The organism is Stenotrophomonas sp. JAG2 (assembly GCF_041080745.1).
Classification (GTDB): domain Bacteria; phylum Pseudomonadota; class Gammaproteobacteria; order Xanthomonadales; family Xanthomonadaceae; genus Stenotrophomonas; species Stenotrophomonas maltophilia_AA.
The window spans coordinates 75286-88942 of the sequence record NZ_JBEUMH010000010.1; the positions used below are offsets into that span (position 1 = coordinate 75286).

Below are 13657 nucleotides of genomic sequence, written 5' to 3' on the forward strand. Positions count from 1 at the left end.
GTAAAAGCGCAGCTGCCGTGGAGGACCGTTGCCCCGCCCGGAGGCGAGGCGGGTGATGCTTAGAACTTCCAGTTCACGCCGAAGTACAGCTGGCGGCCGGCGTAGATGTTGGACAGCAGGCGGGCTTCGCTGTCACCGCCGATGTAGCTCTGCAGCTCGGACTTGGTGGCGTTCAGCACCGAGGCGGTGACCGTCCAGTCCGGGGTGATGTTGTACGCCACGTTGAGGTCGAGCTGGTCGTAGGGCTTGGTGTAGGTGGTCAGGCCGTTGTTCAGGCCGCCCACCACTTCGCCACGGCGGTTGTACGAGGCGCGGGCCAGGATTGTGTCGTTCTCGTAGAAGATCGTGACGTTGGCCTGGTTCTTGGCGCTGCCCACCAGCGGCGATGCACCGATTTCTTCGCCATCCAGCACGATCGAGGCGAGGTTGGTGTCGTTGTAGGTGTAGTTGGCCTGTACGCCGAAGCCCATGTCGAACGTGTACTGGCCGTACACCTCGACACCCTGCGAGACGCCATCACGACCGTTGGCTTCCGTGGCGTACTTCTGCACGGTGACCGTCTGGCCGCCGACCGTCATCTGCTGGTCGCGCACCACCGGCACCGTGAAGTTGTCCACGTTCTTGCGGAACAGCGCCACACCCGCGGCGGAGCCCGGCTTGAAGTACCACTCCACGCCGAGGTCGAACTGGATGGCTTCGAACGGCTCCAGGTTCTTGTTGCTGCCGGAACCGTACCAGCCCGGGGTGTCAGTACCACCGGCCACGCGGCGGTCGTTGCTGTATTCCTCGCTGATGTAGTTCAGGCCGCCCGGGTAGGCGATGCTGGTATAGCCCGGACGTGCGATGACCTTCGACGCTGCACCGCGCAGCACCAGGCTGTCGGTGATGTCCCAGGCGATGTTGAAGCTCGGCAGGAAGTCGGTATAGGTCTTGTCGAGCGAGCTGAGCGTGTAGACCTTGTCGCGGACCTGGTTGTCCGGCAGGCGCACGAAGCCACCCTGGCAGCGCAGGGTCGGATCCGCGGCCGGATCATCGCAGCTCATCGGCGAGCCGTTGGCGTTGTCGACGAAGTAATCGTTGAAGCGCTCGACCGAATCGCTGGACTGGGCGAACTGCTCGGTACGCACCACGCGCACGCCGACGTTGCCGCGCAGGCGTTCGGTACGGAAGTTGGCCTGGAAGTAGCCGGAGTAGATCTTCTCGTTGACGTCGTAGACGAAGTCTTCTTCGGTGCGGTTGTGCGAGCCGCCGTAGGTCTGGTTGAGGTAATTGATGTAGGCCGGGTAGTTGATGCCCGGGAACACGTTGGCGTTGAAGCCACCCGCGATGTTGCTGATCGGGTTGGACAGGAAGAAGCCCGGCTGCGCATCGCCGGCGGTCGAATCGCAGCCGGCCTGGTAACGGTTGTTGTCGTAGTCGGCCGGGTCCAGGCCCTGGCACACCCAGTAGGTGTTGCCGGTGTTGCGGTGGACCTTGCCGTCACGGTACTTGGTGCCGAACTGGATCGAGTCCAGCCAGCCCGTTTCGAACAGCTTGGTGAAGTCGGCCTGGAAGTAGTTCTGTTCGACTTCGGTCTGCATCCACGACGAGTCGGTCGAGCCGGTGTCGACTTCGGCGATACCGGCCATCAGCTGCTGCTGCAGGTCCGGCGAGAACTGGACCGACGGCGTGCCGGTCAGGTCCCACGCGGTGTACTGATTGCCCGACAGGTAATCCGCACCGACCTTGCGGCGCGGCTTGGCGGACATGCGGAAGTTCATCGACGGGCCACCTTCGGACCACGTACGGCCACCGGTGAAGGACGCCTTCCACAGCGGGCTGATGTCCCATTCGACGGACAGGTCGGCGGTCTGCGAAAGCGCCTTCTCCTTGCTGTAGCCACCGGTCAGCTGCGGGGTGGGGAGGGTGCAATCGTCCGGACCCCAGCCGCCCGGCGCCAGGCCGGCCGCTGCGGCCTGCTCTTCGCTGCAGATGTAGGCCTTGCCCGGCAGCTTCTCGAACTGCGCGCCGGTCACGATGCTGCCGCTGGGATCGAAGTCGAGCCCGTTGAGCAGCCGGCCGCCGGCCCAGTTACCGTCGCCGTTGAAGCGGGCCATGCTCCACTCCGGCACCTTGAGCATGTTCTGGGTGTAATCCCCCTGCAGCTCGAAGCGGAAGTAGTTGGCGGTCAGGGTCAGGTTGTCCAGCGGCTTGAACTGGAAGGTCAGCTGGCCGCCCTTGCGCTCGCGCTTCTCTTCCTTCACGGCGAAATTCACCGAGGTCGGCATGAAGAAGTCGCTGTAGTTGCCGCCGGTCTGGTTGTTGAAACCGGACTGCCCCCACCAGTAGTGGATGCCATCCTGCGGCAGCGCGTTGCCGTTGGCATCACGCGCGTCGCCGGCGCCATACCACTGATAGTCCTCGGTGCTGGCTTCCATGGTGCGGCTGGTGCGCTTCTGCTGCGTCACGCCCACCAACACACCGAAGCGTTCGTCCTTGCTGTGCCAGGAGTAGAGCGCCGAGGCCTGCGGATCGATGTCGTGGCTGGTGTCCGACGAGGTGCCTTCCAGGTTCACGTACCCGGAGTTGGCTTCCATATCGAGCGGACGGCGGGTGTGCAGGATCACCGTGCCGCCGATGCCGCCTTCGTCGATGCGCGCTTCCGGCGATTTGAACAGCTCCGCGCTGGACAGCATGTTCGACGGCAGCAGCGTGTAGTTGAACGAACGCGACGCCTCGTTGTTGGTTTCCGAGGTGGCGACGTAATTGCCGTTCAACTGGGTGAGGGTCAGGTCGGGCGCGAGGCCGCGCACGCTGACGCTCTTGCCTTCGCCGCCGCTGCGCGTGATCACCACGCCGGGCACGCGCTGCAGCGCGTCGGCAACGTTCTTGTCGGGGAACTTGCCCACGTCCTCGGCGGTGATCACTTCGACCACGGCGTTGGCGTCGCGCTTCTGCTGCAGGCTCTTTTCGATGGCGTAGCGGTAGCCGGTGACGGTCACGCTGTCGAGCGTGGTTGCATCAGGGGTACCGGTCGCGGCCGGGGTCGTTTGTTGCGCGAACGCGCTGGCGGGCATGACGGCCGCGGCCAAGGCGCTTGCGATGGCCGCGGACAACGTAACGCGGCGGTGCATGCGTGACATCTTCATTCCACTCTCTCCCTCTCCTGGATTGAAACGGTGGCGATACGAATTCTTTGAATCGATCTAATGTTTGAAGCCCATTTTCCAGAGCGTCGAGTTGCCTGGCGCGTCCCGCATGCATCGCGTGGGGCAGTCCCCCGGCTCCCCACTTCCGGCAATCGTGACCGTTTTAAGTTGGATCGATCTAAACGATTGGCGGGGGATTTTTAGCACGACCGCGCGGGCGAAGCATGCTGCTCCGCAATATGGATTCCCGGGCAGCTTTCGCTTGGCGAGGGCACGATCCCCGGCGGCACAGGCCGGACCGCCTCCGCCCGGTGGGTGGGCCGCTGACCATGGATCGGAGTTGCCACCCGGGGTGCCCAGGTGAGAGTGCGCAGCCGCATGGGCAGTGAATGGCCGCCCCAGGCAGGCTCATGTTGCAGCGCAGAATGCATCGCCTGAAATTCCCGTGCTTTACTTAAATCGATCTAAATTCACCGGGGTGTGGATTGGGTCGCCCAGTCCAGGGAACCCGCGGCGCCCACCGCCAGAGGTTCGCGCTGCCGCCACGTCCGCCAAGGAGTCCGTGTCCGTGACCCGTTTTTCCAACCGTCCTTCCGTTGTTCCCGCCGCCCATGCCGTCCCGGCCCGCCGCCGCCCGCTGGCCGGCCTGGCCTGCCTGCTGGCGCTGAGCTGCGCGCCGCTGTTGCTGCAGGCCGCGCCCGCTGCACTGGAGCGTGAGGTCAACACCTTCATCGGCAGCAAGGACGATGGCAATACGTTCCCGGGCGCCTCGGCGCCGTTCGGCCTGATCCAGGTCAGCCCGATCGGCGAGCACTACGCCGGCTGGCGCTATGACGATCCCAAAATCCGCGGCTTCGGCCACTCCTTCCTGTCCGGCGCGGGCTGCTGGGAGCAGGGCGGCCAGGTTTCGGTCCTGCCGGTGACCGGCAGCATCGGCCCGGGCGGTGACTTCAACACCGACGACGCCAAGAGCTTCGACCACAAGCGCTACGCTTCCGGCTATACGCACGACGGCGAAGTGGGGCAGGCCGGCTACTACAAGGTGCGCCTGACCAATTACGGCGGCATCGATGCCGAGGCCACCGCGCGCACCCGTGCCGCGGCCGAACGCTACACCTTCGCCGCCGATGCGACGACCGGCCACGTGCTGGTCAACCTTGGCCAGGCCAACGAGCGCCATTCGGTGATTGGCAGCGTGGTCGACGTGGTCGGCGACCGTGCCGTGGAAGGCAAGCTGGTCACCAAGAGCTTCTGCGGTGGGCATCAGTACACCACCTGGTTCCGCATCGAGTTCGATCGCCCGTTCAAGGCGTTCGGTACCTGGGGCGAGGGCGGCGGCCTGCCGGGCGCACGCCATGGCATGGAGGGCGAACTCAAGCCCAGCGGTGCCTGGCTCAGCTTCGACCTGGCCAAGGGCCGCGCCGTGACCGCGGTCAGCGCGATCTCGCACGTGGATGCCGAAGGCGCGCGTGCCAACCTGCGCAGCGATGGCATGCAGGGCGAGCACCTGCTCGGCTTCGACCAGATGCGGCAGATGGCGCAGCAGCAGTGGCGCAGGGAACTGGCCGCGGTGCGCGTGCAGGGCGGCAGCAACGATGACCGCACCGTGTTGTACACCGCGCTTTACCACGCGCTGCTGCAGCCGATGACCGGCAGCGATGCGGACGGTCGCTACCGTGGCTACGATGACACCATCCATCGTGCCGATGGCTGGACCTATTACGAGTACTTCTCGCTGTGGGATACCTACCGCGCTCAGAACCAGTGGCTGGCGCTGACCAAGCCTGAGGTGGCGCGCGATATCGGCCGGACCCTGCTGACCATCGATGCGCAGGGCGGCTGGTTGCCGCGCTGGGGCTATGCCAACTTCGAAACCAACATCATGACGGGTGATCCGGTCACGCCGTTCCTGGTGGACCTGTGGCGCTTCGGCGCGCTCGCCGGCCGCGAAGGCGAGGCCTACACCGCGCTGCGCAAGAATGCGTTCGAGGTACCGCCGATGAACTCGCGTCATGCGGGCCGTTCGGGCAACCCGAGCTACCTGGCCAACGGCTACGTGCAGTACGACCGCGCGTTCCCCTCCAAGGGCATGGACGTGGATCCGCACCACGGTGGCTCGGCGACGCTGGAATATGCGCTGGCCGACTGCGCGCTGGCACAGATGGCCGATGGCCTCGGGCATGCCGCCGATGCCGGCGTGCTGCGCGAGCGCGGCCGCAACTGGCACAAGGTGTGGGACCCGTCGGTGCGGGACGAGGAGGGCGACTTCAACGGCTTCCCGCGGCCGCGCATGGAAGATGGCGCGTGGTACCTGCCGGCCGACGGCAAGTACAGCCCGCGCTCGCACCATGGTTTCCATGAAGGCACCGCGTGGCAGTACCAGTGGCTGGCGCAGCAGGACGTGCCCGGCCTGGTCCAGGCCATGCACGGTCGTGAGCAGGCGGCCCGCCGTCTGGATACGTTCTTCGCCTATGACGCACTCGTGAAGTCGCCGCTGACCGCCGCGCGCAAGGAATGGGTGGTCGGGCCGTACAGCTATTACAACCAGTACCGCTACAACCCCAACAACGAGCCCGACCTGCACGCGCCGTGGATGTATACGCTGATCGGCCAGCCGTGGAAGACCGCGACCGTGGTGCGTGCCGCGCAGCAGCTGTTCACCAATGCGCCCAACGGCGTGACCGGCAACGATGACCTGGGCACGATGTCGGCGTGGTACCTGTTCAGTGCGCTCGGTCTGTATCCGGCGGTGCCGGGCAGTGGCGAGTTCCTGCTGCATACGCCGCGCTTCGCCCGTGCCGAGATCGATCTGGGCCAGGGCAAGACACTCACCTTGGAGGCGCCGGGCGCCGATGGCCGCCAGCTGCAGTACGTCCAGAACGTCCAGGTCGACGGCCGCGCGCATGCGCCCGTGTGGCTGGACTGGGCGCAGCTGCAGCGCGGTGGCACCATCGCCTTCGCGCTGGGCAGCACCGCCCCGGAGAACGGCTGGGGCACGCAGGCCGAGGCGCTGCCGGCCTCGTTCTGCGCCACCCCCGGCGCAGTGCTGGAATGAGCGGCGCGCCCGCCTGCGCCGAGGTCGTCCCCCCGGGGCTGACCGCCGGCACGGGCGCGGACCACTGGCCAATGCGATCGTTTAGGCTTGCACCTTGCTTGAGGAACCCGACGACCCGATGAAAGACAAGGCCACCCCCGCCGGCAAAGGCACGCGCGCGGTCACCGTGACCGACATCGCCGAAGCAATCGGCGTGTCGCGCGCGACCGTGTCGCTGGTGCTGCGTGGCAGCCCCCTGGTGAACGTCGACACCCGTGCCAAGGTGGAGGCCGAACTGCGGCGCCAGCGCTACGTCTACAACCGCGGCGCGGCCAACCTGCGTCGTCGCACGTCCTCGAGCGTGGCCCTGGTCATCAACGACCTGTCCAACCCGTTCTTCGCCGAATTCGCCTCCGGGGTGGACGAAGCGCTGGGCGGCAAGGGCTTCGTGACCCTGCTCGGCAGCACCGGTGAATCGCCGGAGCGGCAGCAGGCCGTGCTGACCACCTTGATGGAGCACATGCCGGCCGGGCTGATCCTGTCGCCTGCCGAAGGCAGCGATACCGGACAGCTGCGGCAGGTGCTCGGCCATGCCAACGTGCTGCTGTTCAACCGCGAACTGCCCGGCGCCGAGTGGGACTTCCTGACCCTGGACAACCAGCAGGGGGCCTACCTGGCCACCCGCCATCTGATCGAACAGGGCCACCGCCGCATCGCGTTCTATGGCGGCCATGCGGTCTCCAGTTCGTGCCATCAGCGTCGTACCGGGTATGCGCAGGCGCTGGTCGAGGCCGGCATGCCGGTGCAGCCGGCGTGGCTGATCGAAACCTCGCCCAGTCGCCTGGATGCAGCCGCGCGGACCGGCGAGCTGTTCGCGCTGGGTGACGTGCCGACCGCAGCGGTCTGCTACAACGACAGCGTCGCACTGGGCCTGATGCTGGGCCTGGCCTCGCGCGGCGTGCAGCCGGGCCGCGACTTCGCGGTGACCGGTTTCGATGACATTTCCGAGGCCTCGGTGGCATCGCCGCCGCTGACCACGCTGACCGTCAACCCGCGCGAGCGCGGGCGGCAGGCAGCCGAACTGCTGTTGCTGCGTCTGGACCATCCCGACGCTGCGCCGGCCCGTACCGTTGCACCGGTCCAGCTCCGCGTTCGCGAGAGCAGTGGCGCGATGACCGTCTGATGGTTCCCCCAATCACCTGCTCGCGCACTGAGGCGCGTACCTGAATGCCCATCTCTCCTACGCCCCGCCTCCCATCCTCGTCCTCCGCTGCGCCCCCGGTGAACACGCGTGTCGCGCTGGCCGTGGCGACCACCATCTTCTTCATGTGGGGCTTCCTCACCTGCCTCAACGACATCCTGATCCCGCATCTGAAGGCGGTGTTCGAACTGAACTACGCCCGCGCGATGCTGGTGCAGTTCACTTTCTTCGGTGCGTACTTCCTGATGTCGCTCCCGGCCGGCCGGCTGGTCGCGCATCTGGGCTACAAGAAGGGCATCGTGGCCGGCCTGGCGATTGCCGCGGTCGGTGCGCTGGGCTTCTGGCCGGCGGCCGAACTGCGCGTGTATGAAGCCTTCCTGGGCGCCCTGTTCGTGCTGGCCACCGGCATCACCGTGCTGCAGGTCGCGGCCAACCCGTACGTGGCGCTGCTTGGCCCGGAGCAGACGGCCTCCAGCCGCCTGACCCTGGCCCAGGCGCTGAACTCGCTGGGTACCGCGATCGCGCCGATCTTCGGCGGGCTGCTGATCCTGGGCAACACGGTCAAGAGTGCCGACGAGATCGGCGCGCTGCCGGCCGCCGAGCAGATCGCCTATCGCGTGCAGGAAGCGCAGTCCGTGCAGGGCCCGTACGTGGGCCTGGCCGTGGCGCTGTTCCTGCTGGCGGTGTTCGTCTATCTGTTCCGCCTGCCGGCGCTGACGGAGACCACCGAGCAGGCCGATACCAGCAAGCACACCCTGATGGATGCGCTGCGCCATCGCCACGTGCTGTTCGGCGTGCTGGCGATCTTCTTCTACGTGGGTGCGGAAGTGTCGATCGGCAGCTTCCTGGTCAACTACCTGTCGCTGCCCAACATCGGCGGCTTCACCGAGAAGGAAGCCACCCATTACGTCTCGGCGTACTGGACGCTGGCGATGATCGGTCGTTTCGCCGGCTCGGCGATCATGACCCGGTTCTCGCCGCGCGTGCTGCTCACCCTGTTCGCGGGCATGAACGTCGCACTGCTGGCGCTGACCATGCTCAGCCAGGGGCAGGTCGCGCTGTATTCGATCGTGGCGGTGGGTCTGTTCAATTCCATCATGTTCCCGACCATCTTCGCGCTGAGCATCGAACGCCTGGGCACGCTGACCAACAAGGCCTCCAGCCTGCTGATCATGGCCATCGTCGGTGGCGCGGTGGTGCCGTACCTGCAGGGCCTGCTGGCCGACAGCATCGGGCTGCATGAGTCCTTCATCCTGCCGCTGCTCTGCTACGGCTACATCATCTTCTACGGCCTGTCCGGTTCGCGCCCGGCCGTCGGATTCCGCCAGGGAGCTTGAGGCCACGATGTCCAAGATTGTTTGTTTCGGCGAGATTTTGATCGATCTACTTGCCCAACCGCCGGCCACCCCGGACACCCCGCGTGCCTTCCTGCAGTACGCCGGTGGCGCACCGGCCAACGTTGCCGTGGCGGCCGCAAGGCTCGGTGCGGATACCCATTTCGCCGGCATGCTCGGCCAGGACATGTTCGGCGACTTCCTTGCCGAGAGCCTGGCCAGTGCCGGCGTGGCGACCGACTGCATCGTGCGCACCGACGCGGCCAAGACCGCGCTGGCGTTCGTCGCGCTGGATGCCAGCGGCGAGCGCAGTTTCAGCTTCTACCGCCCGCCGGCGGCCGACCTGCTGTTCCGCAGCGCTCACTTCCACCCCAATTGCTTCGACGGTACGCGCAGCTTCCATGTGTGCTCCAACAGCCTGACCGAGGCGGAGATCGCCGATGCCACGCTCGAGGGCATGCGTCGCGCCCGCCAGGCCGGTGCGATGGTCAGCCTCGATCTCAACCTGCGCCCGGCGCTGTGGCCGACCGGTGTCGACCCGCTGCCGCGGCTGTGGGAAGCGCTGTCGCTGGCCGACCTGGTCAAGCTCTCGCGCGAGGAACTGGAGTACCTGGCGGCCTCGGTTCCCGGCGGTGATGCGGCGGTGGTCGAGCGCCTGCTCGCCGCGCAGGCCCAGGCGGTGGTGATCACCGACGGCGCCGCACCGATCCGCTGGCATACCCGCCACGCCCACGGCGTGCTCACCGGCTTCCGCGTCACCACGGTCGATTCGACCGCGGCCGGCGATGCCTTCGTCGGCGGCCTGCTGTTCGGGATCGGTGAGCGCGGCGGTGACGGCGCGGGCTTCGCCGCGTTCTGCCAGGACCCCGCCGGGTTGGTCGAGGCGATCCGCTTCGGCGCGGCCGTCGGGGCATTGGCCGTGACCCGCAAGGGCGCTTTCGCCGCGATGCCCAGCCTCCATGAAGTCCAGCAACTGCTGCAGCAACAACAGGATGACGCCGCATGACCACGCCGGTTCCGCCGACCCCCGACTTCCGCTCGCCCGCGTTCCTGCGCGCCCACATCGCGCAGACGATGGCGTTCTACCAGCCGCATGAAATCGACCCGAACGGCGGCTTCTTCCACTACTACCGTGACGACGGCAGCGTGTATGACGCCAGCCACCGTCATCTGGTCAGCAGCACCCGCTTCGTGTTCAACCATGCGATGGCCTACCGCGAATTCGGCAAGCCCGAGGACCTGGCGGCGGTCGAGCATGGTCTGCGCTACCTGCGCGAGGTGCATCGCAACCCGGCGACCGGCGGTTATGCATGGACGCTGCGCGATGGCGTGGTCGAAGATGCGACCAACCACTGCTATGGCGTGGCTTTCGTGCTGCTCGCCTACAGCTGCGCGCTGAAGGCCGGGATCGGCGAAGCGCGGTCGTGGATGGACGAGACCTGGCAGCTGCTGGAAGCGCGCTTCTGGGAACCGGCGTTCGGCCTGTACAAGGACGAAGCCGACGCCGACTGGCACTTCAGCGACTACCGTGGCCAGAACGCCAACATGCATATGTGCGAGGCGATGCTGGCCGCGTTCGAGGCGAGCGGTGAGCAGCGCTATCTCGATCGTGCGCTGCTGCTGGCCGATCACATGACCCGTCGCCAGGCGGCGCAGGGCGATGGCCTGGTGTGGGAGCACTACGACATCCAGTGGCAGATCGACTGGGACTACAACCGCGACGACCCCAAGCACCTGTTCCGCCCGTGGGGCTTCCAGCCGGGCCACCAGACCGAGTGGGCCAAGCTGCTGCTGATCCTGGACCGCCACGTGCAGGCCGACTGGCTGGTACCGACGGCGCGGCATCTGTTCGATGTGGCGGTGGAACGCAGCTGGGACGCCGGGCGCGGCGGGCTGTATTACGGCTTCGCGCCGGATGGCAGCGTCTGCGATGACGACAAGTATTTCTGGGTGCAGGCCGAATCGCTGGCCACCGCCGCGCTGCTGGCCAAGCGCACCGGCGACGCGGTTTACTGGGACTGGTACGACAGATTGTGGGGCTACGCCTGGCAGCACATGATCGATCATCGGCATGGCGCCTGGTATCGCATCCTGGATGCGGACAACCGCAAATACAGCGACGAGAAGAGCCCGGCGGGCAAGACCGATTACCACACCATGGGCGCCTGCTACGAAGTGCTCAACGTGGTGCGTTGATCGGCGGATCGCCAGTGGATGTCTGAACGTGCCGGCCCCGGGCCGGCCGGCATAAGCGGGTCAACAACGAGGCAGGCTGCCATGCGTCATTTCCGTGTCGTCCGTGCGGCCTGCTGGCTGCTGTTGGTGCTGGTGGGATCGTGGGTGCTGCCGGTGACGGCAGCGCCGCTGCAGGCCCAGTGGAGCTTCCGCCTGTTGCCCGGCGATGCCCAGCTGCGCGCCCATCCACAGTTGGCCGGGTGGCGCACCGCGCAGGTGCCTGGCGCGGTGCATACCGACCTGCTGGCACAGGGACAGATTCCCGATCCGTACTTCGGCGCCCCCGAGGCCGGCCTGCAGTGGATCGGCCTCGCCGACTGGGAATACCGTGCGCAATTCGATGTAGATGCGGCGACGCTGGCGCGCGCGCATGCCGAGCTGGCGTTCGAAGGCCTGGATACGTTCGCGACCGTCACCCTCAACGGCCAGCCGCTGCTGCAGGCGAACAACAGCCATCGCACCTGGCGTGCGCGGGTCGACGGCAGGTTGCGCGCCCGCGGTAATGAACTGCGCATCGTGCTGCGCTCGCCGATCCGCACGCTGCTGCCGGACGTGCAGGCGATGCCGCACACGATCGCCGGCAACTATCCCTCGCCCTATGGCGATGAACCCAAAGACGCGATGGTCGGCAATTTCGTGCGCAAGCCGGGCTACCACTTCGGCTGGGATTGGGGCCCGCGTTACGTGACCGCCGGCATCTGGCGGCCGGTGCGGCTGGAGAGCTGGGACGCACAGCGGCTGACCGCGGTGGCCGTGCAGACCCGTGCCCTGGATGCGGCCCGCGCGGACCTTGAGGTCGCGGTCGCGGTGGAGAGTGCGGCGGCGGGCACCGCCGCGGTGCAACTGGAGGTACTCGATCCGGACGGTAAGCGAGTAGCACGCATCGACCGCACGGCGATGCTGCAGGCGGGCGACAACCGCATCACGATCCCGGTGACGCTGCAGAAGCCGCGACGCTGGTGGCCGGTCGGGCAGGGCGAGCAGGCGCGCTATACCGTGCGCGCCACCCTGCCAACGGGGACCGCCGATGCGTCCCGCATCGAGCAGCGCACCGGCCTGCGCACCGTCGAACTGCGGCGGGAGGCGGACCGCAACGGCGGCCAGGGCTTCGCGTTCGTGATCAACGGCGTGCCGATCTTCGCCAAGGGCGCCAACGTGATTCCGTTCGACATGTTCCCGGCGCGCGTGGACGAGGCGCGGATCCGGCGCGAGCTGACCGCGGCGCGCGATGCCAACATGAACATGCTGCGCAACTGGGGCGGCGGTTACTACGAAGACGACGTGTTCTTCGACATCGCCGACGAGCTGGGCCTGCTGGTCTGGCAGGACTTCATGTTCGGGGGCGGCATGCAGCCTGGCTACGATCCGGCGTTCCGCGCGAACGTGGTCGGCGAAGCGCGCGACAACGTGCGGCGCCTGCGCCATCACCCCAGCGTGGTGCTGTGGTGCGGCAACAACGAAGAAGAGACCGCGTGGAAGGACTGGGGCCACGGCCGTGACCTGACGGCGGCGGACCCCGTGTTCGCCGCGAAGGTCTGGCAGGGCTACGTGGACCTGTTCGGCAATGATCTGCGCCAGGTGGTGGCCGAGGAGGGACTGGGCGTGCCGTACTGGTCGAGCTCACCGGGCAACGACCTGGACGAAAAGGCCAACGATTCCACCCGCGGCGACAAGCACTACTGGCAGGTGTGGGGCAATCCGGCGCTGCCGGTGACCGCCTACCTGCGCGAAACGCCGCGTTTCATGTCCGAGTACGGGCTGCAGGCCTGGCCGGTGCTGCGCACGCTGGACGGCATCATTCCCGCCGCCGAGCAGCAGGTCGACAGCCCGACGGTGCGCGCGCACCAGAAATTCATGGCGGGCGAGGGCAACCAGCGCCTGCTCAAGTACATCGAGGAGGAGTACGGCACGCCTCGCGACTTCCCGGCATTCGTGTACCTGAGCCAGGTGATGCAGGCCGACGGCATCCAGCTGGCAGCCCTGCATCACCGTGCCTCACGGCCGTACACGATGGGCTCGCTGTATTGGCAGCTCAACGATGTGTGGCCCGGAGCATCGTGGTCGAGCATCGACTACGCCGGGCGCTGGAAGGCGCTGCATTTCCACGCCCGGCGCTTCTTCGCCGACCACGCGGTGGCGGCGCTGCGCGACGACGGCATGACCCGGGTGAGTCTGCTCAATGATCGCCAGCAGGGTCTGCAGGCGACATGGCGGCTGCGCGTGATCGATCTCGATGGCGCGCTGCGCAGCGAGCAACGGCATACCGTGGCCCTGCCGCCGTTGTCCGCGTTGGAGGTAGGGCGATTTGCCGATGCCGACCTGTTGAAGGGGGCCGATCCGACACGCACCGTGGCGGTGGTCGAGCTGTTCGACGGCGGGAGACTGTTGTCGCAGCAGGTGGTGTATTTCGTGCCGGCCAAGGCCTTGGCGCTGTCACGGCCGGCCATCGACAGCGCACTGCGCGCCGACGGCCACGGCTACGTGTTGACGCTGCGCTCGGCCACGCTGGTGCGTGCGCTGTGGATCGCGTTCGATGGGCGGGATGCCACGCTCGACGACAACGCACTGGACCTGGTGCCGGGCGAGACGGTGACGATCCGGCTGCGCGCGGATGCCGATCTGGCGACGCTGCAGAAGGCGCTGAGGCTCACCTCGTTGGTCGATACAACCGCCGCCCTGTAGCGGCGGGAGCTGGTCAGCGCTTACGGTTGGTGAGCTATCCTCC

At 67.0% G+C, this 13657-nt stretch carries 7 protein-coding genes; 6 read left to right on the forward strand and 1 reads right to left on the reverse strand.

Annotation, left to right across the window (positions count from 1 at the left end):
- Nucleotides 1–59 precede the first annotated feature (59 nt).
- Nucleotides 60–3128, reverse strand: coding sequence for a TonB-dependent receptor (locus AB9O74_RS13965; protein WP_369349664.1), 3069 nt, complete (start codon nt 3126–3128; stop codon nt 60–62).
- 655 nt (nt 3129–3783) lie between these two features.
- On the opposite strand from AB9O74_RS13965, the gene AB9O74_RS13970 reads away from it, so the two are divergent.
- From AB9O74_RS13970 to AB9O74_RS13995, 6 genes are all read left to right on the forward strand, one after another.
- On the forward strand, nt 3784–6183 hold the full coding sequence (locus AB9O74_RS13970) for a GH92 family glycosyl hydrolase (RefSeq protein WP_369349700.1): 2400 nt from the start codon (nt 3784–3786) through the stop codon (nt 6181–6183).
- A gap of 118 nt (nt 6184–6301) precedes the next feature.
- Nucleotides 6302–7345, forward strand: a complete 1044-nt coding sequence (locus tag AB9O74_RS13975) for a LacI family DNA-binding transcriptional regulator (protein ID WP_176989885.1) — start codon at nt 6302–6304, stop codon at nt 7343–7345.
- Between the two features lie 44 nt (nt 7346–7389).
- Nucleotides 7390–8700, forward strand: coding sequence for an L-fucose:H+ symporter permease (gene fucP, locus AB9O74_RS13980; protein ID WP_369349665.1), 1311 nt, complete (start codon nt 7390–7392; stop codon nt 8698–8700).
- Between the two features lie 7 nt (nt 8701–8707).
- Nucleotides 8708–9703: a carbohydrate kinase gene (locus AB9O74_RS13985; protein ID WP_346478073.1), complete on the forward strand. Its 996-nt coding sequence runs from the start codon at nt 8708–8710 to the stop codon at nt 9701–9703.
- The gene (locus tag AB9O74_RS13990) at nt 9700–10893 is read left to right on the forward strand and encodes an AGE family epimerase/isomerase (RefSeq protein WP_369349666.1); all 1194 of its coding nucleotides are present in this window, start codon (nt 9700–9702) and stop codon (nt 10891–10893) included. The genes AB9O74_RS13985 and AB9O74_RS13990 overlap by 4 nt, the downstream gene beginning before the upstream one ends.
- 81 nt (nt 10894–10974) lie before the next feature.
- A complete protein-coding gene (locus AB9O74_RS13995; protein WP_369349667.1) occupies nt 10975–13614 on the forward strand; it encodes a glycoside hydrolase family 2 protein in 2640 nt (879 codons plus the stop codon).
- Nucleotides 13615–13657: the final 43 nt, after the last annotated feature.